Consider the following 23,973-nt stretch of genomic DNA (forward strand, 5'->3'; position numbering starts at 1 on the left):
TAAAAAGGACTTAAAAAATTTTAAATTCCTATTTTTTCGTAAATTTATCAAAGTTTAAGTTAAGAAATATTAAATTTTCGCCTCTTTTATTATGATATACATTATCATTATTTATTTTATTTAGGAGTAAAAATGCAAGAATCAAAAATCATCAAACTTTCCTTACTCACCGCACTTTTTTTAGCTAATTTAGAAGCTAAAGAGCTAAGCGAAAATGTGAATTTACAAAAAATCGTTGTCAGTGCTTCGGGCTTTGAGCAAGAGGCGGACTCTAATTTACGCAATGTCATTAGCATAGAGGGTAAAGACTTGCAAAATAAGGGCTACACTTCGCTAGAACAAGCTTTAGAAAGGGTCGCTGGGATAAACTTTGTAAATTTTGGCTTAGGTCGCAACATCGACTTAAGAGGGCAAGGAACTAAGTCAAATATAGCTGTAAAGGTGATGATAGACGGACGCTCTATTAATGTGCTTGACAATTCTCACGGAGTAACCCCACTTCAAAGTGTGAATTTGGATAATATCGAGCGTATAGAAATCGTGCCAGGTGGAGGCTCTGTGCTATATGGAAATGGCACAAGAGGCGGTGCGATTAACATCATCACTAAAAAGCAAAAAAAAGATGCTCTTGCCTTTAGCGTGAGTGGTGGAGGCTTTGACGGGGGGCATCTTGGCGGGAATTTGGGACTTAATGCGGCGAAAAAAATCGATGAAAATTTAGCCTTTAGCTTTGACTTGCAAGGCTTTAACAAAGACGGCTATCAAGAAGGCTATAATCAAAAGGGCTATTATCTTAATACCAAAACCTACATTAATGTAAGTGATGATGGCGATTTAACCCTAAGTTATAATTATTTTAGAACTCTTAATACAAGCAGCGGCTATCTTACCAAAGAACAAGCGCAAAATAATCCTAGTCAAAAAGGAAATAGTGAAAATATTACGCAGATTAACCGCCCTGAACTTGCTTTAAATTATCATCATTATTTTAACGATTTTTATGAATTTAGCCTTGAAACTTTTTGGCAAAATCAAAAAATACACTATTTAAAAGATGTCTCCACTATGACTAGTAGAGGAATGAGTGTGCCTGTGTATCAAAGTGGTAGTGGCTTTGAAGATACGCTTATGGGAGTGAATTTTAAAAATAAACTAAATTACGCTAATAATTCTTATTTTGTCTTTGGCTATGAATTTGCCAATCAGGACGCAAAAAGAAAAAGCATAGTGCATTATAACCTTACCAAGCCTATGCAAATGAACCACACAATGACAACGCTTATGGATATGGATAAGCAAAGCCACTCCTTTTTTATGCTAGATTCTCACGAATTTAACGACTTTTTCAGCCTTTCAGGTGGGGCAAGATATGAATTTAGCCTTTATGATACCAATAGAAATTACAACTCAAATATGATAATGATGGGACGCCCTAAAAATACTAAAGAATTTTTTAATACCGATGATACAAGTCATAATCTAGCCTTTGAACTTACGCCAAATTTCACATACTCAAACACAGGAAAAATTTACGCAAAATATGAAAGAGGCTTCATCTCGCCTAGCCCATCGCAACTTGTCAATAAAGACCAAAAAAGTCAAAAATACTATTCAGCAAACTTAGACCCTGAAATTTTTCACACCTTTGAACTTGGGATTGACGATTTTTGGTGGGATTTTTACGGCTTTAATTTAAGCGTTTTTTATACTCTAAGTAAAGATGAAATTTCATATCTTGGTAACCCACACGCAAAGGGTGGTGCTTTTTGGAAGTATTATAATATCGATGAGACAAGGCGTTTGGGAGCGGAGCTAAATCTTAGCCAAAATTTTTTAGATGAAAGCTTGATTTTAAAACAAAGCTTGACTTATTTAGACGCTAAAATTTCAAAGGGTATTAATGACGGACTTAAGATTCCTTATGTCTCTAAAATCAAAGCCTTAGCAGGGGTGGAATTTGCTTTTAATCCAAATTTCTCAAGCTTTATTGATTTAACCTATTTTTCAAGAGCTAAGGATGGTGGTAAAATCGATGAAAGAACGGGTAAAATGAGCCAAAATGCTTGGATAAAAGATTATTTTCTAAGCGATGTGGGCGTGAATTATCATTACAAAAAATTACAAGTTTTAGCAGGAATTCGTAATCTTTTTGACCGAAAATACTACACCTATCAAGATAGCGTTAATAACCAATACCTAGTAGGAAATGGCAGAAATTACTATGTGGAATTTAAATATATCTTTTAAAAATTTAAGCCTAGCACTTTGCGTCGCTTATGTGCTTGTTTGTCTTAGCTCTCTTTGTTTGGGAGATGAGAATTTAAGCCCTGCTAGGCTTTATCATTATCTTTTTAGCGAAGAAGAAATTATGCGTCAAATCATCATCGATGGGCGTTTGCCTCGCATTATTATGGCGATTTTAATCGGTATGCTTTTAGCAAGTAGCGGGGCGATTACGCAAACTATCTTTGCAAATCCCATAGCAGATCCTTACATCATAGGCATAGCTTCTGCGGCGACCTTTGGGGCGGTTTTGGCGTATTTGCTAAACTTGCCTGATTATTATTATGGAATTTTGGGCTTTGTTTGCTCGGCTTTTTTCGCTTTAGCTATATTTAAAATTTCTGCTAAAGCCTCCATAGCCACCTTACTTATCATAGGTATAGCCACTTCGTCTTTTTTGGGAGCTTTCACTTCGTTTTTTACCTATCTCATCGGTGAAGATTCTTTTAAAATAGTCGCTTGGCTTATGGGAAATATAGGCTCTGCTTCGTGGCTTAGGGTGGGAATTTTAACCCTGCCTTTAATCTTTTGCTTATTTTATTTTTATGCGCATAAAAATGAGCTAAATATCCTTTTAAGTGGCGATGAAGAGGCTAGAAATTTAGGCGTTAATGCTAGAAAATTAAAAATCAAACTTCTCATCGTCTCTTCTTTAGCCGTGTCCTTTGCAGTCGCTTTTACAGGACTTATTGCCTTTGTAGGGCTTATCGTGCCACACATCATAAGACTTTTGATAAAAAATTATAACAACGCCCTTGTTGTCCCACTTTGCACGGCACTTGGAGGACTTTTCTTACTCATTTGCGATACTTTAGCAAGAAGTCTTTTAGCCCCCGTTCAAATTCCCATAGGAGTTTTAACCTCTTTTTTTGGAGCGCCGATGTTTTTATACTTAGCTTTAAAAGCAAGGAGGTTTTTATAATGCTAAAAATTAGTCATTTAAACTTTTCCTATCATCAAAAAGCCCTGCTTAAAAATGTCAATTTAGCACTTGAAAATAACGCTTTTATAGGCATTTTAGGACCTAATGGCTCGGGCAAAAGCACACTTTTAAACCTTATCCTTAAAAATTTGGAATTTAAAGAGGGAGAAATCGCCCTTTTTAACACAAATATTAAGCATTTTAGTCTTAAAGAATTTGCTAAAATTTGCGGTTTTGTCCCACAAAACTCAAAATTAAACACCCCGCTCAAAGTCATTGATGTGCTTTTAATGAGTAAATATACAAATTTAAAACACGCCTTTAGTTCTTATTCTAAAGAGGATATTTTGGAGGTAGAAACACTTGCTAAAGAATTGAAGATAGAAAATTTTTTGCAAAGAAGCGTTTTGTCCTTAAGTGGAGGGGAATTTCAAAAAGTGCTTTTAGCTAGAGCCTTACTTAAAAAGCCCAAAATTCTGTTCTTAGATGAGCCAACCTCTGCTCTTGATCTTAATCACGCCATAGAGCTTTTAAGCCTATGCGAAAGGCTTATAAAACGCGATAATATCGGCGTTATAGCTATTTTACACGATTTAAATTTAGCCTCTTTATTTTGCGATAAAATCATCTTTTTAAAAAATGGAGAAATCAAGCATTTTGGAACAAGTAAAGAGCTTTTTACTAAGGAGATTTTAAAAGAAATTTATGGTTTAAATTGCGAATTAATCTATAAAAATTCCAAACCTTACATCTTAGCTTTAAAGGAGACACAATGAAAAAATTTTTACTTATTTTAGTTTTGCTTTTTGTAATATCAAACGCCAAAGAACGCCTAGTCGTGCTTGATCCTGCTAGCATTGAAACGCTTTTTATGCTTGATGCTGAAAAGCAAATCGTAGGCATTGCGAACTTACAGCACTCAAACATTTATCCAAGCGATAAAAGCTCAAAACTCACAAGCGTAGGCACTTTTTCAAACCCATCCTTAGAAAAAATCATTTCTTTAAAACCTAGCTTAGTCATTTTAAGTTCTTATTCTTTAAATTTGGAAGAGGGACTTAAAAATTTTGGCATTAAAAGCCTTTATTTAAAAGCCAATCGCTTTGATGATATTAAGAAAAATATCCAAATTCTTGCTCAAATCACCCATAAAAATGAAGAGGGCAAAAGGCTTATAAAAGAATTTGAAAAAGGACTTGAAAGCTTAAAAAATGAGCCTTTAAATCAAAGTGCGATTTATCTTTACTCAAATAATCCTCTTATGGCTTTTAACGACAATTCTTTAATGGCAGAAATTTTAACCCTCATAGGCATTAAAAATCTAAGCCCAAAAAGTCAAATAGAACGCCCCATTATCTCGGCTGAGTTTATCCTTAAGCAAAATCCCGACTTGCTTATACTTGGCATTAATGCAAATCAAGCTTTTTTAACGCAAAATGCACTTTTAAGCCAAACAAAAGCCCTCAAAACAGGGCAAATTTACACAAATGAAAAAACGCATATTTTATTACGCTTAAGCCCTAAAATCATCGAAAGAATAGCAGAATTTAAACAAGCCTTAAAAAGCCTTAAAGACTCTTAATTTCATAAGATATAGGCAGGGTAATTTTTAAATTTCTCTCATAACTTGGGAAATTTAAAGACGCCTTGCGTATGCTTTCTAAGGCACTTTTATCAAGTAGAGTATAGCCTGAGCTTTGGATAATTTTTAAATCTGCTAAAGTCTTATCACTCATCCACATAAACTCCACTTTTACCACACCGCTCATACGCTTTTTTTGTGCGATTAGTGGATAAATTTGAGCTTTTTGTATGGCTTCTTGTATTTTATTAAGAGCGACTTCTTCACTTTGCTTAGAATTTAAAATTGAATTTTTGGTGCTTTCATTAGATTTTAAATTTGAGTTTTCAATTCTTTCATTAAGTGGCTTTGCCGAAGTTTTGCTTTGTGATTTTTTAGGAGCTATTTTGGAGCTTTGTTTGGGGGTTAAAGCTTGTTTTTCTGGCGCTAAATAAGACTCGTTTTGAATAAAATATTTCATCGCCAATTCCAAACTTTCTTCCTTATTTATTTGAGTTTTAAAAAGACTATGTGTATAAATTAAGGTAAAAAGCAAGGGTAAAAAAGCCAAAAAAGTGATATAAGAAGCTTGAACTTTGGTGTTTAATAATGCGTTTTTCATCTATTTTTCTCCGTAATGATTTGAATTTTTTCGTGTTCTTTAGCTTTTAAAAGATCGATGATTTTAACAAAGCTTTCAAATTTGGCAAATTTGTCGCTTTTTAGTGCGACCATAGTGTCTTTATCAAGTGCTAAAATGGCATTTTTAAGCTGATTTAAATTCACCTTTTCATCATTTAAAAAAAATTCATCTCTCTCATTAATGACTATGAAAAATTTATTTTGACTTTCATTAAAACTTGTCGAATTCTCACTTACTGGGAGTTTAAGCTCTATTTTGCTATGCGCGATGAAGCTTGAAAGACTTAGAACTATGGCAAGTAAAACAAGCATAATGTCTATAAATGGGACTATGTTTAAACCTTCATTTTTTGGGAGTTTAAGCATTTTTACTTCCCTTATAAGCACTGCTTAAAAGAGTAATTTTGCGCAGCAAAGCATTATAAGCCATTAAAGAGGGAATTGCCACCAAAAGTCCTAAAGCTGTGGCTTTTAACGCTAAAGATAAGCCTATAACTATGGATTTTACATCGATATCCCCTACCACGCCCATTTCGTAAAAGGTCATCATAATGCCAATAACCGTGCCCAAAAGCCCTATATATGGAGCGTTAGAATAAATAATATAAAGGGTGGTTAAATTCTCACTGATTGCATTGTCAAATTGCTCTTGATTTTTATAAGCCTTAAAATCAAGCTTTCTAAAAAATAAAATTCTTTCAACCACACACCAAAACGCCACAAAAGCCATAATTCCAAGCATTGAAAAGATGATAAAATCAACATAATTTTTCAAAAATTCCACAAAGCACACTCCAAATTGATTTTCATTATTATAAACTATATAATTTAATATTAATATTAATTATCAAAATTTTAAAACAAAATTTGACAAATCGCACCGCTTTCTTTGGTTAATTTTGTATAAATTTTTGCTACAATTTCGCAATGAAACATTTAATCTTATTAAAAACCAATCAAAATATCCGTATCTTAGCCATAGCTCAGTTTATCGTCTATTTTGGTGCTTTATTTTCACAAATAGGCGTTTTTACCCTCTTAGTTCAGCTCAATGCCCCTACTTGGGTAACCGCTACTAGTGCGATGTTAGCTTTTTTACCCGGTGTGCTTTTTGCACCTTTAAATGGCGTTATCGTGGAGAAAAATAAGCCTAAAAATTTACTCATCGGCACGATTAGTATAGAATTAATTTCCGTTTTTTTACTCATTTTTGTAACAAGCTTAAATGATCTTTGGCTTTTGTTTATTCTCATCTTTTCGCGTCTTTGTGTGGCTATGATTTATGGACAAGCTGAAATGAGTCTTATGGCAAAGCTCTTAAATCAAGAGGATTTAAAACTCGCTAATGAAATTTACAGCATTAACTGGTCAGTTTCTTATACGCTTGGTATGGCAAGTGCTGGCTTTTTTATCCATTTTTTCGGGGTTAAAGCTGCCTTTTTATTTGACACTTTTTTATTGCTTATAGGCATACTCATTTTACTCAAACTTTCTCTACCAAATTTCGTCCAAAAAGTCGAAGGGCATTTTTTTGTTATGATAAAGGAAGGTTTTTACTATGTTTTGAAAAATAAAATTGTCCTACACCTCATCATACTGCACGCTTTTATAGGATTTACAGCTTATGAGACCTTAGTTACACTTTTAGCACAGCACGAATATAAAGAAATCCTATCCGCTGGGCTTGTTATGGGCTTTTTAAACGCTGTTCGTGCCCTTTCTTTAATCATAGGACCTTTTATTTTAAGTCGCTTTTTAAAAGATAGTGTCATAAGCTTTCTATATGTAGGACAAGGACTTGGAATTTTACTTTGGGCTTTCACGCAATTTAATTTTTATATCAGTTTCATAGGGCTTATTGGGGCTGGGTTTTTCACAACCTCGCTTTGGTCTTATACTTACACAAGCATACAAAAACACTGCGATGAGAAATTTTACGGACGCGTTTTAGCTTATACAGATATGGTTTTTTTAGCGTTTTCTGCTTTCATCTCGCAATTTATGGGCTTTTTATTTGAAGCTAAAATGAGTCTAATGAATATCACAGCCCTACTTGATATAATTTTCATCTTGGCAGGACTTTACTGGCATCTTTTTTACAAAAAATATCTTTGCTAATTTTTTTGCGGCAGGGTTTTATTTGCCATTTGATAGATAAAGGCAAAGACCTCCGCCACAGCTTTATACATATTAGGCGGAATTTCATCACCCAAATCAAGTTTGCTTAAAATTTCTATCAAATCCTCATCTTCTTTAATCGGCACTCCGTGTTCTTTAGCTAAAGATATAATCTTCGCCGCACTTTCACCCCTACCACTTGCTAAAACCTTAGGGGCGGATTCTTTTTTTTCCCTTTGATAGCCAAGCGCTACGGCTTTTTTAATAGATCTTTTAATCCTACTCATACCTTTTTATCCATACCCATTTGCAAGTCATAATTTCTCAAATCTCTAGGATCAAAATGAGAACGGATAATGTCCCCCACAAAGAAATTTGAGCTTAAAAGCCCAGCTTTATTGATATTTCGTTTAAGCTCGTGAGCATTTTCATAAATCATTTTTCTAAATTCTTTATTTTCCGCCATTATATTAATGTCAATATACTTTTCATTATTTAAAGAAACAAGAATTTCTAAATCGCCCAACTTTGCAAATTCAAGCTTGATTTGTGCGAAAAATTTATCCTTTTTTCCGCGTCTAAAAATGATCTTAGATTCATTTAAATCCTCCCACGAAAAAGGCAAATAAGTATTAATAGAGTCATTTGCTAAAGATATTAGCTGATTCATCTCAATTTGTGCTAAAAGGCGGTTTGCTTGATTATAAATGGCGTCATTATTTTCAGCTTTAGCTTGACTTGCCACTTGAAGTAGGGTTGATTTAATGTCATTTTGAATTTCATAACTCACATCTTGCACATTTTTAAGCCTGATATTTTGCAAGTCTTTAACCGCACCTATTAATTTATTTTCCAAGCCTTTAAGCTCGTTTAGATTAAGCTTTGCATTTTGCGCTAAGGGGTCAAGCTGCTTTAAATTTTCATTAATTTTTCTATTAAGAGTTGTAATATCCTTACTCAAGTTTTCAAGCCCCTCTAAATTCTGTCCTTGCGGGGCTTTAAAGGCTAGATTTTTAAACACCTCTTTAGTAAATTCTTGCTGTTTAAAAATGCTTTCTTGAGCTTTATTTTGCGGAATTTGAACTCTATCCTCTTGTTTAACCGCACCTTTTAAAGCTTCTTTTGGATACTCTCTTACCTGCTCTTTTACTATCTCTTTTGCCTGATGTTTTTGCTCCTTAGGCTCCTCTTTAATGTCAGCTTGTTTTTTAACGACTTCTTTATCTAAATTTTCTGCGTTTTTTTCCGTGTCTTTTTCTAAATTTTCCCCCACATTTTTCTCTGCATTTTTCTCTGCATTTTCTAGCTTTTCATCTTTGCTAAAATTTTCTTTTTGCACCTCTTCTTTTTCAAATTCTCTCTCAATTTCCTCTTTATTTTCGATTTTTTCGTTTTCTTTTTCTTTTTCGCTTTCGTTTTTAAATTCCTCTTTGCGATCTTTTATGTGTTCTTCTGGCTCATCTTGCGTTTTTAATTCCCCTTTTGTTTTCAAAGGCTCATCTTGACTTTCTAATAATTCTTTTGATAAATCTTCATTTTCTATCTTAACGCCACTTTCTGCTTTTTGAATGATTTTATCCAAATGATTTTGTAATTTTTCAAAGCTTTGCATAGCCTGCTTTAAAAGGACAGGGTCTTTAACGAGTAAATTTTCAGGCTTAGATAAAATTTTTATAAAATCATCTTTAATCTTGGCTAATTCCTTTGCAAAATTTTGTGCTAAAGAGCCTATTTTACTTTCTGCAAGTTGGGGATTTTTATTAATATATTTTTTAAAATTGTCTAATTTTTGAGAAAGCTCAAGTAAGGGCTTAAAAGTGCTATGACTTACAATGTTTTTATTTTCATTTTTATTTTGGATTATAATGCTAGCCAACTCCTTAAGAGAGTCTTTAGCACTCAAGCTCTTATCCGCTAAAGTGGCTATTTGTGTGGCTATTTTCTCACTGCTTAAAGACTTTATAGCATTGATGAGCTTATAAAAACTCTTTGGCAAAAGCTCTTCATTTAAAGCATTTTTAAGTTTAGCTTCAAAAAAAACGCCCGAATTTTTAAGAAGAGGGGCGAGGTCTTTAGCCTTTATTTCGCTTGCTGGCTTTAAAAGTATTTCTATCTTATTAAGCAAGGGTGCAAAATTCTCATTTTTACTAAGCTCTTTACTTAAAAGCTTAAGTTCATTGACAAAATTAGGTGCGAAATTAAGCAAATTTGCCTGTTTTAAAATGGGCGAATTTGGATTTTTATGGGTGCTAATTTGATTTAATAATTTATTGACAATTTCTTGTAATTTTTGATTAAGCTCATTTTGTGCGAATTTTTGCAAAGCCTCATTGGGAGGAGACATTTGCTTACTAAGTCCTAATTTCTGCCTTAAATTTTGCGTTAAAAGCTCGTTTGGACTTAATTTTTCTTTATCTTTAGTTAAATTTAAATCGTTTTTTAAATCCGTTCTTTGCGTAGCAACTTGTGAGTTTAGCTTAGTATTAATCATTAAAAATCACCGCGTTGCCAAGATTTTTCTTAAATTTCTTATTTAAAATATTAGGCTTATTAATGGCAAAAAGGATTAATGCCCCAAGCAAGATAACATAAAACCACACAAAGCCCCTAAAACCATAATGCTCCATCAAAACCCCCAAAATAAGAGGAGCAAGCAAAGAGCCTAGAGAATAACAAAAAAGCACCCCCCTACCAAGCTCCACCGCCCTACCCTTATCTTGTAGCATATCATTAGCCCTTGCTAAAGCCAAAGCATAAAGACAAAAAATTCCCATACCTAAAAAAATGGCAAGGACATATTGCAAATAAAGATGTGGTGTGAAAAAAGCATAGCAAAGCATAGTCGCAAAACCTATACTAGCACAAAAAATAATGGCTATTTTACGCCCCATTTTATCGCTTATCGTGCCGATAAACATTTGTACGATAAATCCTCCCATAATCGCACAAAACATAAAATAAGAAACGACCTTAGCATCATAATTTTGTAAGAGTATAAACAAAGACGCCATAGAAAAAAAACCATTAATCAAAAGTCCCGCAACAAAACTCGTCATAATCGCCAAAGGAGCAATGTCAAAAACCTTAGGGATAGAAACCTCACTCGCCTTTGGCAAAAGCGGCTCTTTAATTTTAATTAAATTGAGTGGCAAAGAAGAAAATAAAATCAAAGCCGCCGAAACAATGAAAACATTGTGAGGACTTAAATCAAAAGCAATGATTAAAATCCCCACTCCAAAAGAAAGATAAAAAACAAGCTCATAAAAGGCTAAAATACGCGACCTAACGGCATTTTTAGCCTTTTCATTTAGCCAAGATTCTATAATCATTAGCAAACTATAATAACAAATTCCTATCAAAAAGCGTAAAAAAGCCCAAAAAATCAAATTTTCACTCAAGCTATGTAACATAGCAGAGATGCCAAAAATAGCTCCAAAAAGCCCAAAAGAGCGTATGTGTCCTATGCGTGAAATGATTTTTTGCGAAAAAATCGTCCCACACATCGCCCCTATAAAAAAACAAGCACTCACAACGCCCACAGCAAAGGAGCTTGCACCATTATGCTTTAAAATAACGCCTATGGAGCTTATAATTAAAGCATTTCCGGCAAATAAAAAACCCATACCGAAAAAAAGGGCTGTCATTGATTTAATAATTCTTTTTGCACTACTCATTTTTCACACACAACATATACGCAAAAATTCCCACCAAAAAGGCAGAAATTCCGCCCAAATATCCAGCTATAAAAAGTAAATTTTGCCTTTGTAAAAACAAAAATCCACCCACCAAAATCCCATAAGCTAAAAGCTTAAATAAAGAAAAAAACAAAGAAAAATTTTTAAATTTATCTTTAAATTTTATCACTAAATCGTCATTGTAGTGTTTAAAATTTATAATTTTGGAATTTTTTGGAATTTTTTTAATAAAAAGCGCCAAAGGCTTAGGCTCATAATTGAATTTAGAGCTTTTAATTAAAATGTTTTTCTTATAATGCAAATAAGAGCTTAAAATCACAAGTAAAGTGCTAAAAAAAGCCACTTCATAACTTAAAATCAAAGCCCAACTTAAGCCCTTAAAAGCAAAAAAAGCACACAAAAAAAGCACATTAAAAATACAAAGGATGCAAAAAAGAGTCTTTTTTTGAGTCATTATCACTCTTTTTTAAGGCTTTCTTGTATCAAAGCATCGCGTTTTTCAAATTCCTCATAACTTTTCATTTGTGCCTTATAAGCCTTATAGACATTTAAAATCGCCGCCGCAACGCCTATAAAAACACCCACCCAAAACAGCCAAGGCGTGATATTTTTAAGCAAAAAGCCAAGTCCAACGCCCAGCAAAACAGCTACAACCATAGAAATGCCAAGACTCAATCCATCAGCTGCCTCTAAACCTTTGCGAATAAAAACTTTTCTCATAAGGCTTTAAAACTCTTTCTAGCGGCTTCTAGAGTTTTTATCATCATCTTCTCATTCATTTTATCGCAAATAAATCCTGTTTCAAATTGAGAGGGAGCTAAATAAATTCCTTGTTTTAGCATATTTTGATGAAATTTTGCAAAAAGTTTCAAATTTGATTTTAAAGCGTCTTGATAATTTCGAACAGGATCTTCTGTAAAAAAATAGCCAAACATCGATCCCACAAAAGTCGCATTAAAAGGCACTCCTTTTTCTTTAGCTAACTCACTTAAGCCTTGCGTTAAAATTTTGGCAAGTCTTGCGAGTTTTCTATAAAGCTCTTTGTCCTTTTTCGCCTTTGAAATGCTAGCAATGCCTGCTGCCATAGCTAGAGGATTACCGCTTAAAGTCCCTGCTTGATACACGCCTCCTAAAGGGCTTAAAATGTCCATTATCTCGGATCTTGAAGCAAAAGCTGCCGCAGGTAAGCCCCCACCTATAACCTTACCAAAGGTTACAATGTCCGCTTTAATTTTATTGACCCCAAAAGAGCCTAAAAACGAAGCTCTAAAACCACTCATTACCTCATCAAAAATCAGTAATGCCCCATTTTGCCTACAAAGCCTAGCAAGTTCTTCTAAAAATTCCTGCTCCCCTAAAACAAGCCCCATATTACCCGCAATAGGCTCGATAATCACACAAGAAATTTCCTCTTTATGCTTTTTGAAAAGCTCCCTAACGCTTTCTATATCATTATATCTTGCGACTAAAGTTTGCTTGGCGACTTCATTTAAAACGCCCAAAGAGCTAGGAGCATTAAAGGTCGCCGCCCCACTTCCAGCACTCACGAGTAAAGAATCGCTATGTCCGTGATAACAACCCTCGAATTTAAGAATTTTTTCTCTTTTTGTAAAGCCTCTAGCAAGGCGAATCGCACTCATAGTCGCTTCTGTGCCACTATTTACAAAGCGAATTTTGTCCAAATGCGGAAAATTTTCAAGCACAAGTTTAGCCAAAACACTCTCACTTAAAGTCGGTGCTCCAAAGCTTGTGCCTTTTTTTAAAGCCTTTTTGCAAGCCTTAACGATGTCCTTATCACAATGCCCAAAAAGCAGAGGTCCCCAGCTTTGCACGAAGTCTATATAACGCTTACCCTCAATGTCCTTGATATAAGCACCCTCACCCTCCGCGATAAAACAAGGCTCACCCCCCACACTAGCAAAAGCCCTCACAGGTGAATTCACCCCACCAGCTATCACCTTAAAAGCCTCTTTAAATGCCGCTTTATTTGTCATCATTTCTCCTTGCTAACTTGTTTGATATAATTATATAAAGTTATTATCTCATCATTAGTTAATGAGTAAGTTGGCATTATGGACTTAACATCTTGCTCCTTAGTCAAAGCCTCTTTAAAACGCTCAAAGCTTAAATTTTGAATATTTGGAATTTCATAAGCCTTTTTTTTATCTTTATGCGTGTAATAGCCCAAAATTTGTCCATCTCCCTTGGCTCCGTGGCATTTTTTACAGCTAATGCCTCTTGGATTTTCATAAAGCATTTTTGCATATTCTTTTGGGGTGATAAAATCTGCACAAAAACCTAAATTTAAACTCAAAAAAACAAATAAAATACCCCTCATACTTCCCTCATCTTCGCAGGAACACCCACATAAATGCCTTGTTTTAGAGCATTTTTAGCTAAAAGTGCGCCTCCGCCTAAAACACTCCCCTCACACAAGCTTAAATTCGGCAAAATGGCAGAATTGATCCCCATAAAGCAAAGCTTTCCTACCTTGACATTTCCAGCACACTTCGCCCCCACGCTAATATGAGAAAAATCTCCTATCTCACACTCGTGCTCAATCACACAAGCCGTATTTAAAATTACGCCTTTTCCTATGTTAGCCTTAGCATTAATCACAACTTTTGGCATAATCAAAACCCCGCTTTTTGCTATTTTAGCACTAGGGCTAATAATGGCACTTTTATGGATTAAATTCACTATATTAAAGCCGTATTGTTCGACTTTTTGACTAATTTTTGCACGAATTTCATTAGTGCCTATACTAATAAAAATATCAAATTTCTCAAGCTCTTTACTAAATGCCAAGCCTTTATAATCGTCCAAAAATATTACTTCCTCATAGCCCATATTAAAAGCGACATCCGCGCACACAAGCCCGTGTCCGCCTGCTCCATAAATGTAAATTTTCTTAGTTCTTTCCATTAAATTTCTCCGTTGTGGCTTGTCCTTCTTTATTAACCCCGCTTCGTTTTAGCACCTTAAAGGCAGTTAAAAAAAGAATTTTTAAATCCAAAAAAAAGGAGATATTTTCCACATAATACACATCAAGCTCGAATTTTTTCTCCCAAGAGATATTATTACGCCCATTGACCTGTGCCCAGCCTGTAATGCCCGGTCTTACCCTATGTCTTAATTTCTGCCTTGCATTGTAAAGACTTAAATACTCCATTAATAAAGGTCTAGGTCCCACAAAACTCATATCGCCCTTTAGCACATTAAAAAGTTGCAAAAGCTCATCTAAACTAAGGCTTCTTACAAGCTTACCAAAGGACTTTAAGCGTAATTCATCGGGCAAAAGCTCGCCCCTTTCATCTCTTTCATCACTCATTGTTTTAAATTTATAAATCACAAAGGGCTTTTCATCTTTTCCCGGTCTAAGCTGCGTGAAAATCACGCTTTTTTGTGTGATTTTAAGAAGTAAAGCTGTCAGTAAAATAAGAGGAGAAAAAAGCACCAAAAGCACTAAGGCTAAACTAAAATCAAACGCCCTTTTTATCACATTTTCATACATTTTTTACACTTTCATCATAAAGTTTTAGATACTTTCTAGCTATCTCATTTTCATCGTATTTTAAGGCTTCTTTAGCGGCATTTTGTGCTAAATTCGCTCTTAATTTTTCATCATCTAAAAGCAGGCTAATTTTTTCGCTTAAATCTATCGCATCGCCTGTTTTTGCCCAAAGCCCATCATAAGCATTAGAAATAGCCTCCACACACCCCTCGCAATCACTCACCACACAAGCCTTAGCACAAGCCTTAGCCTCCATAATGGTAACAGGAAAGCCCTCCCTATAACTTGGCAAAACAAACACATCACAAAGCCTTATTAAATCAACCACATCACTCCTAGCACCCAGATAAAACACCGCTTTATTTTTAAGAAATTCCATACTCGCACAAGAGATATTATCATCACGCCCTCCCACAAAGATAAAATTCGCTCTTTCTTTTAAAAGCTCTGCCGCTTCATAAAATTCTCTCACACCCTTATGCCACAAGGCTCTAGCTACCATTAAAACTAGAGGTTTATCAGGCATTTTGTGCGTGTTTAAAAAGGCGTGTTTTTGCTCTTTTGAGATAGGCAAGGGAAAAAATTTTTTAAGATTAATGCCAACGGACTTAATCACGCAAATTTGTTCCTCTTTTAAGCCTAAATCTCTCATAAATTTAGCATTGCTTTCATTGACAAAAATAAATTTATTCGCACACTTAAAGGCTAGTTTATAAAGAAAATTAATATTTAAACGCACTAAAGCACTCTTAAAACTTGTATCGATATAAAAAGAGCCAAGTCCCTCAACAAGTGCGAATTTATAAGGGATTTTAGCAAAATGTGCCGCGAAAATTCCAAAAGTATTACTTTTATGCGCACTTGTTTGCAAGAGGTCTAACTTTAAGCCTTGAAGCACTTTTTTAAGGTGTAAGAAATTTTTTATCACCACGAAAGGATTAAGGCTTGAGCGTTTTAAATCATAAAAGATAATGGGACATTCAAGCTCTTCAAGCCTCTTAGCATACTCATCATTTGGCACTAAAAGAAACACCTCATCACCCCTAGCCTTTAAAGCTTTAATAATAGGCGCTCTAAAATGATACACGCTAGCACCCGCGTGGCTTAAAAATCCTACTCTCATAATTTTAATTTATACACCTTTGCTTCTTTACTATCAACGATTAATTCATACAAACTCTCATCATACTTACCAAAGAAAAACATTTGCACGAAAGCACTCTCATACATCGCCTTATCCATTAGGATAAATTGCACATTAGGGATATTAGCGTCTTTGATGTGAAAGAGATAATATTTAGCATTTTTATCAATCTCCACAACACTATAATATTTTTGCTGCACTGAAGTAAATTCCACCAAAGAATTAATCGCATAATTCTTGCCATTTAGCTCAAAGCTTCTAAAATCACTATGAAGGAGCATATTATTACTTAAGACGAGTTTGCCGTCCTCATTTCCCAAATAATACGCCACACTATAAACAAAAGGATTTTCAAGCTCACCCGTTTCTAAACTCATATAAGAAAAACTTGCCACCGTGCCAAAAATCGCCGCCATACGAGAAGGCATATAGATGTAAATATCTCTAGTTTTAGGCGTTTGAAGAGTAAAATCCTCCTTAGAAAGTACCGCTAAAAATAAATTCACATTATTAAAATTATAATCCTTCATCATCGCTTCTAAAAGGTCATTATAAGGCGTTTTAAAGCCTTTTTCTGTGTATTCTACGCTAAGTCTTGCCATATTTGCCGCTGCGCGTGGATTTTGACTTAAAACAAAAGAAGGGAAAAAATTATCCTTACCCAAATGCTTACCCCCATCAGCTAAGGTTTTCACATCGCTATAATAACGAATAGGATAGCCATAATCCCACCAAGCCACAATATAATCTTCCCTAGAAACATTAGCTTTAAGATTATCTAAAATACTCGCTTCATTGTAATTAAAAACGGTGTGCGCTCTATAATTATAAATATGACTTAAATTCGCCCACAAAGAAAAAAGCAAAACCCCCACAATATAAAAGCTACACACAAAGCGAATGTCCTTTTTTCTCCATAAAAGCTCAAAAATCAAAGGCGTAAAAAGGGCTAAAACAAGCAAAGAAAAAAGCAAAGTATCTTCTATAAAAAAGCTCACAAAGCTCTTTTGAAATTCCACTCCCATACTCTCATAAATAGCACTTTGACTAAAATAAAAATAAGCCCCCAAAACAAGCACAAAAAGCGGAAATACTGCGTAAAAGAATATTCTTAATTTTCTAGTCTCTTGTAAGGGACGCATTTTTTGGATTAAGCTTAAAAGTTGAACGCTTAAAAAGCCAAAGCCAAGCGCCATAATAGGCACAGCATAAATAGTAAATCTAAGCCCGCCTCTAAGTGCTAAAAAACCAAGCAAAAGCATAGGCAGGGTTAAAAGCATTATTTTATGCTTTTTTAAAAGCCATAAAAAGCCAAAAAGAGAAAGTAAAAACACAAGCTCACTTCCGCTAATTCTTTGCATAAAAGTGCTTAAATCGATACTTTCAACCTCTTGTATGGTTAAATTTACATTAAAATACGCAAAACCACGCGCTAAACTTGCACTCTCATCACTTCTTAAAAGATAGAATTTAAGCTGATACAAAATAGGGTCTATCCCCCCACTTAAAGCTAAAAAGACTAAAACGCCTAAGGCTAAAAGTGCGATAAATTTAAAATTAAAAAGCGAATTTTTAAGCATAAAAAAGGCAAAAAACAAGACAACAATAGCACTTTGATAAAACCAAGCAATATTTGAAAGGGTAATGGCACACAAAAGCGCTGCCATATAAAAAGACCTTTCTTTTCTATGATAAATCAAAACATAAAGGATAAAAAGTGCGATAAAAGCGACATTTAGAGTATAGCTTGAGGGATACCACCAAAGATAAAGTCCCATAAAAAACGGCAAGGCAAGTAAAGAAATAGCATCTTTTCTTAAAACAAGCCTGATGAAAAAATATAAAATAAACATAGGAAGCACAATGGCTAACATATCTGTATCATAATATCCTGCCATAGTGCGGTTATAATAGCTTTTTGCAATGCTTGCTAAAAACGCCGCAAAAAGTCCCATTAAAGGGCGTTTAAGCTCATTAGCAATTAAAATAAGCGGCACAACTATAAGCGAAGAAAAAAACACACTCATATATAAAATAATGCTTTCAAAGCTAAAAGGCGTGATTTTATAAAGCACATAGGTCAAAATAGAAAGAGAGGAATTAATAAAGCTTAAATCATTTTCTTGATGAAAGCCCGCTATCTTATCTCTAGCACCCTCTGCGAAAGTGTAGCCGTCATTTGAGTTTATCATAAGCTGATTATTAAAAAAATATTCGTTAAAATCACTCGCCCAATAAATCCAATAAAAGCGACATAAAACACTAAAACCAAAAGCTAGTAAGATAAAAAATACTAGTCTCAAATTCGCATTTTTCACAGCCTCATTTTTCATTTTGTCCCCATTAAGTATTTTAAAGCCACTCTTGCGATTTTGACCTTATCAAATTCTAAAGCTCTCATTTTAGCCTTTTTTTTATAAGCCGCTCTTAATGTGTCATTTTCTAGCATCGTTTTTAAGCCTTGCAACATAGAATTTTCACTACCCACCTCGACCAAAAGTCCAAATTCATCACGCCCAAAAAGCTCTAAAGCCCCACTTTGATGCTCGGTGCAAACCACAGCACAGCCGCAAGCTAGACTTTCGATTAAGACATTAGAAAAACCCTCAAATACGGAAGCAAAAGCGAAAAATTCACATTTTGCCATATATTTGTAAGGATTATTATCAAAACCTAAAAGCAAAACCCTATCTTCTAAACCAAGCTCCAAAACAAGACTTTCAAGCTCCTCCCTTAAAACGCCCTCACCCAAAATCACAAGTTTTAAATTTGTCTTAAGTTTAGAAAAGGCACGGATTAAAAGAGCGTGATTTTTCCCCTTATCAAGTCTCCCCACGCTTAAGATAAAAGGTTCTTTAAGTGAAATTTCTTCCTTCATTTTTAATTCAATAGCCTCTAAATCCACAGCATTATAAAGCAATTCGCATTTTTCCAAAGCTATGTTAAAATGGCTAATTAAATCCTCCCTATTTCCCTTAGAATTGGGCAAAATCAAATCCGCCTTAGGATATAAAAACCTTATCAAAAACTTATTTGCAAAAGAATTAAAGTTATTTTTCGCATACATTACGCTAGGTGTGGTGCATTCATTAATAATTAAACGCGTTTTAGAGCCAAATAAACGCGCCATTAAAGCGATATAATTAGGACGATTTAAAAAAACAAATTCCGTATCTATGTCTAAATTTTTACAAAGCTTTTTATATTTTAAAGCTAAAAAGGGCAATTTGATAAATTTTAACAAGGCGTTTTCATTGGGACTTGAATTTTCTAAAAAATGAATTTGAACATCTTCAAGCTCGTAAGAAATTTTCTTATTCATTAAAATAATATGCACATCAAAATGTAATTTTAAAAGCGGAGTCAAAGTCGCCACAACCCTTTCAGCCCCACCACTACCTAAGGAATAGATAAAAATCGCTAATTTTTGCATAAAGCCACCCTTAATTTTGATAAATTCGCCACCACACCACTTGGCACTACGCTTAAAAATAATAAAATCAAAGCGGGGGCGTTAAACTTAATCCTTAAGCTTTTTAATAAACACACATACATTTTTCGATACTCATTTGCAAATTTCGCATAATACGCCGCCATTTTATAATAATTCGCACATACAGCCCTATAATCCTCGTCATTTTTAAGTTCATTTTCTAAAATTTTTGCAAGTTCTAAATAACCCAAATACACCCTAAAAGCGTGTTTTTGCGCCCCTAAGGTAACGCTATCTTCTCTTTTAATGCGGTAAATCCTTAAAGCCTTATGGATATAAAAACTTTTTTCCTCATATAAATTCACCCAAAGCGTAGCCTCATTACCATAAAATTCCTCATTAAAACGCTGATTTTTAAGCAAAGATTTTTTAAAAATGCTTAAAAACTCTCCGTGAAATTTTTGCATTAAAAATTCTTTCTTACTCACCTCACAATCTTCATTTAAGCCTTTGCCGCTAAATTCCTCACTCAAAATCCCATCTTTTTCTATCACGCAATTACCAAAAATATGTGAATAACCCTCATTTGCTTTTTGCATTAAAAGACTTAGCGTTCCCTCAAGCATTTCATCATCATCATCTAAAAATCCTACAAATTCACCACTTGCATAATCAAGTCCATTATTTTTATTCCCATTAGGACCTTGTTTATAGCGAGTGTTTAGCACATATTTAATGCGACTATCCTCTTTTTGTAAATCCTCCACAAGCTCTTTTGTGCCGTCATTTGAATGATCATCGCTAATGATGATTTCATACTCTTTAAAATCCTGCCTTAAAACGCTTTCAACTGCCTTTTTTAAAAGTTCTGCCCTATTATAAGTGGCGATGATAATAGAAAGTTTCATACAAGCTCCCTAATTAAATCAAGCCATTGTTTTTTAATATGAGAAAGCTCATAATCTTTTTGCCTTTTTCTTGCATTTTCCACCAAATTTTTTCTCAACTCCTCATCGCTTAAAACTCTCTCAAGTGCTAAAGCAAGGGCTTTTTCATCATTTAAAGGCACGATAAGTCCGTCTTTTTCATTTTCTATCAAATCCCTCGCGCCATTATAATACTCACTCGAAATTCGGCACACATCAAAATATAAGCTTTCTATTAAAACGGTTGGCAAACCCTCGACAAAAGAACAAAGACAAAGTGCCCTAGCCCTAGCATAAAGCGAAGCCATATCCTCAATGCGTCCTAAAAACTCCACTTTTGCACCCAAAGCCCTAGCCTCTTGCTCTAAGGCGCTCTTAAGCTCTCCGTCCCCCACTATGCAAAAACGATAATTTAAAAGCAAATCGCCCTTTAAAAGTGCCACCGCTTTAATAAACATCGAAGCATTTTTATTAAAATCCAAACGCCCAACAAAAAGCACCAAATTTTCTTTTTGTGGTAAAGAAAGCTGATTTGAAGAAAAATGACAAGGATTATTTAAAACCAAAACCTTCTTAACAAATTTTTCATAAAATGCCTTATCACTCGCACCAAGCACACTCAAAGCACTCGCATAAGGATAGCTCAGTCTTCTTAAAAGTCGCCAAAATTTAGATTTTAAATAAGCCTCATTGCTATGCTCACTGATGATTAAAGGGGTTTTAAGTCCTATTTTAGCAACGATACAAGCGATATTAGTCGTATCCAAAAAAGAGATAAAAACATCGCTTGGACTTTCTTTTAAAGCTTTTCTTAATGCAAAAATTTTCTTAATGCGACTTGCGATTTTATGGTAAAGATTATGAAAACTAAACTGTGGCAGGGTTTTTAAGACTATCTCTTTTTCAAGCTTATAAAAAGAATCTTCTGGGTGAAATTTAATAATACAAACCTCGTGTTCCTTACAAAGTGCATTTGCTAAGGTTACCAAAACCCTCTCCGCTCCGCCAGAATTTAAAGTCGCTATGATGAAAGTGATTTTCATAAAGTTTGCTCCAAGCTGATTTTACCTTTTTCGACCTTATAAATTTTATCGCAATTTTTTATCGTAGAAAGCCTATGTGCTATGATGATGAGGGTCTTATCTTGAGAAATTTTATAAATTTCGTCCATAATTTTTGCTTCACTTTCATTATCTAGTGCCGAAGTCGCTTCATCTAGGATGAGAATTTCGGGCTTTGTATAAAGTGCTCTTGCTATGGCGATTCTTTGTCTTTGTCCTCCGCTTAAATTACTTCCTCCATCGCCTACTTTAGTTTGCACACCTTCTTCTAAATTTTGGATAAAATCCTCCAAATTTGCCTGTCTTATCACTTCTTTTAGTAAAGCTTCATCAACCTCATCTCCAAAGCTAATATTTTTAGCAATGCTGTCATTAAAAAGATAAATTTGCTGAGGGATATAGCCTATCTTTCTACGAAAGGTTTTGATGTTTTTTTCACAAAGTGGCGTGTCATCGACAAAAATTTGCCCACTCGTTGGCTTTAAAAGTGAGCTTAAAATATCCACAAAGGTGCTTTTTCCACTCCCACTTTCACCGATAAATGCGATTTTTTCACCTTTTTTAAGCGTAAAATTGATATTTTCAAAAAGCATAGCTTTATTTTCGTAATGGAAGCTAAGATTTTCAAGGCGTAATTCTTTAGTGAAATTTAATTCCCCTTCCGCATTTTTCTCTTCTTTTTCTTTTAAAATTTCAAAAAGAATATCTAAAGAAGAGTGATAATAAAGCAAATCGTGATAAGAGCTTATAATGCGATTTGCACTTGGCATAAGCCTATAAAGAGCCAAAACAAAAATGGAAATTGTCGCTAAAATATTTGAAATATCACTTTCATACTTAAACACCAAAAAAACAACGATAAAAACTAAAACACAAAAACCCACCGCCTCTAAATAAATTCTAGGCAAAGCATTAATGCTTTCGTTGGTAATATTTGCTTTTGAAAAAGCTTCACTTTGGGCTTTAAAAAGTTTCAAAACGCCCTCTTCTTTTGTCTTTAACTTAATGAATTTAAAATTATTTAAATTTGTATTTAAAATTTCAAAAAAGCTTTTCATCGCCTTTTCTCTTTCAATCCCTGCTTTTTTGATGAAAGGACTTAAAATTTTTACCAAAATAAAAGCATTAAGAAGCATAAAAATACTTAAAAAAATTGTAATTTTATAGTTAATCAAAAGCATTAAAGCGTAAAGTAAAAGCACTACAAAAATTTCGCTCATCATCAGCAAAAAAGATGAAAGCATAGTGCTAAGATTATAAACTTCTCCCGTGATGGACTTTAAAATCGCAGATTGATTTTTTTGAGTAAATTTTTCATAACTTATATGCAAAAATTTAGCAAAAATCTTAGAGGCGATAGCGTGGTAACGCCCCTTAGAAAAACGCGCCAAAAGATGAAAATACCACGCATTTAAAATAGCTCTTAAAAGATAAAACGCTATCATTATAAGCCCTAGATAAATGATAATCTTAAAGGCGGGCAAATTTAAACTTTGCTTAATGTTTATTAAAAACGCATTTCTTTCAAAATAAGAAAAATCGCTCGCCAAAGTGATAAAAGGCATTACTAAAGATATGGCAAAAGTTTCTATAAAAGAAATGAGTATAGAAAAAGCCAATAAAGAAAACAAAAAACGCTTATCCTCTTTGGAGAGGATAAAAAAAAGTTTTTTTAACACTGCTGTTCCCAATCATACGAGGACCTACAAATAAGTTCTAAATCATCGTATTTAGGTTTCCAAGAGGTTAATTTGCGAATTTTTTCAGCATTTGAGATTAAAACAGAGGGGTCTCCCGCTCTTCTAGGTGCAAGTTCGACCTTAAAATCCACCCCGCTTACCCTTTTCATTGCCTCAATGACTTCTTTAACAGAAAAGCCGTGTCCATAACCCACATTAAAGACATTACTCTCATTTGTCTCTAAATATTCAAGCCCCGCTAAATGCGCACTTGAAATATCATCAACATGGATAAAATCCCTAATGCAAGTGCCATCTTTTGTATCGTAATCATCTCCAAAAATGAAAAGCTTCTCTCTCTTACCAGCAGCAACCTCAGCCGCAACTTTAATGAGTAAAGTCGCCTTAGGGTAGCGTTGTCCTAGCTTAAAATCCATACAAGCACCAGCAACATTAAAATAACGCAAAATGCAATGCTTGAAATTTGGATTTGCCCGACTTGCATCACGCAAAACTTCCTCACTCATCAATTTTGACCTACCATAAGGATTGATAGGCTCGAGAGGACTTGTTTCGCTTACCACAGGACTTTTAGGCTCTCCATAAGTCGCAGCCGTAGAAGAAAAAATAAATTTATTGACATTATTTTCTAAGCAAGTTTGGATTAAATTTGAAGTATTAGCCGTGTTATTCATATAATATTTTAAAGGATCTTGCATACTCTCAAAGACCTCAATGCTTGCTGCAAAATGCACCACAGCGTCAAATTTTTCTCTCTTAAATAAGTCTTTAACGCCCTTAAAATCACTCAAATCTTGCTCAAAAAAGCTAAAATCCCTTATCGTTTTTAAATCCTCAAGGGCGATTTTAGAACCCTTGCTAAGATTATCTAGGACACAAATTTGATGGTTTGTATTTAAAAATTGTCTAAGCGTATGAGAGCCTATGTAGCCAGCACCGCCTGTGATTAAAATTTTCATTATTTTCCTTTATTA

General features: G+C 34.3%; 24 protein-coding genes. 5 read left to right on the forward strand and 19 right to left on the reverse strand.

All coding sequences use genetic code 11. The annotated features are described in order from the left end of the window. The first annotated feature begins 132 nt into the window (after positions 1–132). Genes NYG92_RS00470 through NYG92_RS00485 form a run of 4 tightly spaced genes read left to right on the forward strand, consistent with a single transcriptional unit; the run spans position 133 to position 4,787 of the window. Positions 133–2,247, forward strand: coding sequence for a TonB-dependent receptor (locus NYG92_RS00470; protein ID WP_289233199.1), 2,115 nt, complete (start codon positions 133–135; stop codon positions 2,245–2,247). Continuing rightward, positions 2,222–3,205 (forward strand): FecCD family ABC transporter permease, encoded by a 984-nt coding sequence (locus NYG92_RS00475; protein WP_289233283.1) that lies wholly within the window; start codon positions 2,222–2,224, stop codon positions 3,203–3,205. Before NYG92_RS00470 ends, NYG92_RS00475 begins: the two co-directional genes overlap by 26 nt. Further along, positions 3,205–3,981, forward strand: coding sequence for an ABC transporter ATP-binding protein (locus NYG92_RS00480; RefSeq protein ID WP_289233200.1), 777 nt, complete (start codon positions 3,205–3,207; stop codon positions 3,979–3,981). The genes NYG92_RS00475 and NYG92_RS00480 overlap by 1 nt, the downstream gene beginning before the upstream one ends. Further along, entirely contained in the window at positions 3,978–4,787 is an 810-nt protein-coding gene (locus tag NYG92_RS00485) for an ABC transporter substrate-binding protein (protein WP_289233201.1), read from the forward strand. The genes NYG92_RS00480 and NYG92_RS00485 overlap by 4 nt, the downstream gene beginning before the upstream one ends. On the opposite strand, the gene NYG92_RS00490 is transcribed toward NYG92_RS00485, so the two are convergent. The 3 genes from NYG92_RS00490 to exbB are packed head-to-tail and all read right to left on the reverse strand — an operon-like array spanning position 4,774 to position 6,192. Continuing rightward, positions 4,774–5,388 (reverse strand): energy transducer TonB, encoded by a 615-nt coding sequence (locus tag NYG92_RS00490; RefSeq protein WP_270985766.1) that lies wholly within the window; start codon positions 5,386–5,388, stop codon positions 4,774–4,776. The two genes, NYG92_RS00485 and NYG92_RS00490, sit on opposite strands and share 14 nt — an antisense overlap. Next, a complete protein-coding gene (gene exbD / locus NYG92_RS00495) occupies positions 5,385–5,774 on the reverse strand; it encodes a TonB system transport protein ExbD (RefSeq protein WP_115635979.1) in 390 nt (129 codons plus the stop codon). Before exbD ends, NYG92_RS00490 begins: the two co-directional genes overlap by 4 nt. Beyond that, the gene (gene exbB / locus NYG92_RS00500; protein ID WP_115636245.1) at positions 5,767–6,192 is read right to left on the reverse strand and encodes a TonB-system energizer ExbB; all 426 of its coding nucleotides are present in this window, start codon (positions 6,190–6,192) and stop codon (positions 5,767–5,769) included. The genes exbD and exbB overlap by 8 nt, the downstream gene beginning before the upstream one ends. A 143-nt stretch (positions 6,193–6,335) precedes the next feature. Here exbB and NYG92_RS00505 point away from each other — a divergent pair, with 143 nt between their 5' ends. Then, positions 6,336–7,526: an MFS transporter gene (locus NYG92_RS00505; RefSeq protein ID WP_289233202.1), complete on the forward strand. Its 1,191-nt coding sequence runs from the start codon at positions 6,336–6,338 to the stop codon at positions 7,524–7,526. Here the strand turns inward: NYG92_RS00505 and NYG92_RS00510 are convergent. The 16 genes from NYG92_RS00510 to galE are packed head-to-tail and all read right to left on the reverse strand — an operon-like array spanning position 7,523 to position 23,958. Further along, a complete protein-coding gene (locus NYG92_RS00510) occupies positions 7,523–7,813 on the reverse strand; it encodes a FlhB-like flagellar biosynthesis protein (protein ID WP_289233203.1) in 291 nt (96 codons plus the stop codon). The genes NYG92_RS00505 and NYG92_RS00510 overlap by 4 nt on opposite strands. After that, positions 7,810–10,017: a flagellar hook-length control protein FliK gene (gene fliK, locus NYG92_RS00515; RefSeq protein WP_289233204.1), complete on the reverse strand. Its 2,208-nt coding sequence runs from the start codon at positions 10,015–10,017 to the stop codon at positions 7,810–7,812. The genes NYG92_RS00510 and fliK overlap by 4 nt, the downstream gene beginning before the upstream one ends. Continuing rightward, positions 10,010–11,200 (reverse strand): MFS transporter, encoded by a 1,191-nt coding sequence (locus tag NYG92_RS00520; protein ID WP_270976336.1) that lies wholly within the window; start codon positions 11,198–11,200, stop codon positions 10,010–10,012. The genes fliK and NYG92_RS00520 overlap by 8 nt, the downstream gene beginning before the upstream one ends. Next, positions 11,193–11,675, reverse strand: a complete 483-nt coding sequence (locus tag NYG92_RS00525; protein WP_270976335.1) for a hypothetical protein — start codon at positions 11,673–11,675, stop codon at positions 11,193–11,195. The genes NYG92_RS00520 and NYG92_RS00525 overlap by 8 nt, the downstream gene beginning before the upstream one ends. Positions 11,676–11,677: 2 nt before the next feature. Then, complete coding sequence (locus NYG92_RS00530; protein ID WP_270976334.1) at positions 11,678–11,941, reverse strand: AtpZ/AtpI family protein; 264 nt, start codon at positions 11,939–11,941, stop codon at positions 11,678–11,680. Beyond that, positions 11,938–13,215 carry a glutamate-1-semialdehyde 2,1-aminomutase gene (hemL, locus tag NYG92_RS00535; RefSeq protein WP_289233284.1) on the reverse strand — a complete coding sequence of 426 codons (1,278 nt, stop codon included), beginning with the start codon at positions 13,213–13,215 and terminating at the stop codon, positions 11,938–11,940. Before hemL ends, NYG92_RS00530 begins: the two co-directional genes overlap by 4 nt. Next, a complete protein-coding gene (locus NYG92_RS00540) occupies positions 13,215–13,559 on the reverse strand; it encodes a c-type cytochrome (protein ID WP_270984438.1) in 345 nt (114 codons plus the stop codon). The genes hemL and NYG92_RS00540 overlap by 1 nt, the downstream gene beginning before the upstream one ends. Beyond that, on the reverse strand, positions 13,556–14,146 hold the full coding sequence (pglD, locus tag NYG92_RS00545; protein ID WP_027303544.1) for a UDP-N-acetylbacillosamine N-acetyltransferase: 591 nt from the start codon (positions 14,144–14,146) through the stop codon (positions 13,556–13,558). Before pglD ends, NYG92_RS00540 begins: the two co-directional genes overlap by 4 nt. Next, a complete protein-coding gene (gene pglC, locus NYG92_RS00550; RefSeq protein WP_289233205.1) occupies positions 14,133–14,735 on the reverse strand; it encodes an undecaprenyl phosphate N,N'-diacetylbacillosamine 1-phosphate transferase in 603 nt (200 codons plus the stop codon). The genes pglD and pglC overlap by 14 nt, the downstream gene beginning before the upstream one ends. Beyond that, the gene (pglA, locus tag NYG92_RS00555) at positions 14,728–15,858 is read right to left on the reverse strand and encodes a N,N'-diacetylbacillosaminyl-diphospho-undecaprenol alpha-1,3-N-acetylgalactosaminyltransferase (RefSeq protein WP_289233206.1); all 1,131 of its coding nucleotides are present in this window, start codon (positions 15,856–15,858) and stop codon (positions 14,728–14,730) included. The genes pglC and pglA overlap by 8 nt, the downstream gene beginning before the upstream one ends. Further along, positions 15,855–18,212 carry an STT3 domain-containing protein gene (locus tag NYG92_RS00560; RefSeq protein WP_289233207.1) on the reverse strand — a complete coding sequence of 786 codons (2,358 nt, stop codon included), beginning with the start codon at positions 18,210–18,212 and terminating at the stop codon, positions 15,855–15,857. The genes pglA and NYG92_RS00560 overlap by 4 nt, the downstream gene beginning before the upstream one ends. Continuing rightward, positions 18,209–19,312 (reverse strand): N-acetylgalactosamine-N,N'-diacetylbacillosaminyl-diphospho-undecaprenol 4-alpha-N-acetylgalactosaminyltransferase, encoded by a 1,104-nt coding sequence (pglJ, locus tag NYG92_RS00565; RefSeq protein WP_199360855.1) that lies wholly within the window; start codon positions 19,310–19,312, stop codon positions 18,209–18,211. The genes NYG92_RS00560 and pglJ overlap by 4 nt, the downstream gene beginning before the upstream one ends. Continuing rightward, positions 19,300–20,220, reverse strand: coding sequence for a GalNAc(5)-diNAcBac-PP-undecaprenol beta-1,3-glucosyltransferase (gene pglI / locus NYG92_RS00570; RefSeq protein ID WP_289233208.1), 921 nt, complete (start codon positions 20,218–20,220; stop codon positions 19,300–19,302). Before pglI ends, pglJ begins: the two co-directional genes overlap by 13 nt. Beyond that, the gene (gene pglH, locus NYG92_RS00575; RefSeq protein ID WP_289233209.1) at positions 20,217–21,281 is read right to left on the reverse strand and encodes a GalNAc-alpha-(1->4)-GalNAc-alpha-(1->3)-diNAcBac-PP-undecaprenol alpha-1,4-N-acetyl-D-galactosaminyltransferase; all 1,065 of its coding nucleotides are present in this window, start codon (positions 21,279–21,281) and stop codon (positions 20,217–20,219) included. The genes pglI and pglH overlap by 4 nt, the downstream gene beginning before the upstream one ends. Then, on the reverse strand, positions 21,278–22,978 hold the full coding sequence (gene pglK / locus NYG92_RS00580; RefSeq protein WP_082199438.1) for a BC-type lipopolysaccharide transporter PglK: 1,701 nt from the start codon (positions 22,976–22,978) through the stop codon (positions 21,278–21,280). The genes pglH and pglK overlap by 4 nt, the downstream gene beginning before the upstream one ends. After that, positions 22,972–23,958: a UDP-glucose 4-epimerase GalE gene (galE, locus tag NYG92_RS00585; protein ID WP_289233210.1), complete on the reverse strand. Its 987-nt coding sequence runs from the start codon at positions 23,956–23,958 to the stop codon at positions 22,972–22,974. Before galE ends, pglK begins: the two co-directional genes overlap by 7 nt. Positions 23,959–23,973 lie beyond the last annotated feature (15 nt).

Source organism: Campylobacter felis, assembly GCF_030250085.1.
In the GTDB taxonomy this organism is placed as follows: domain Bacteria; phylum Campylobacterota; class Campylobacteria; order Campylobacterales; family Campylobacteraceae; genus Campylobacter_D; species Campylobacter_D upsaliensis.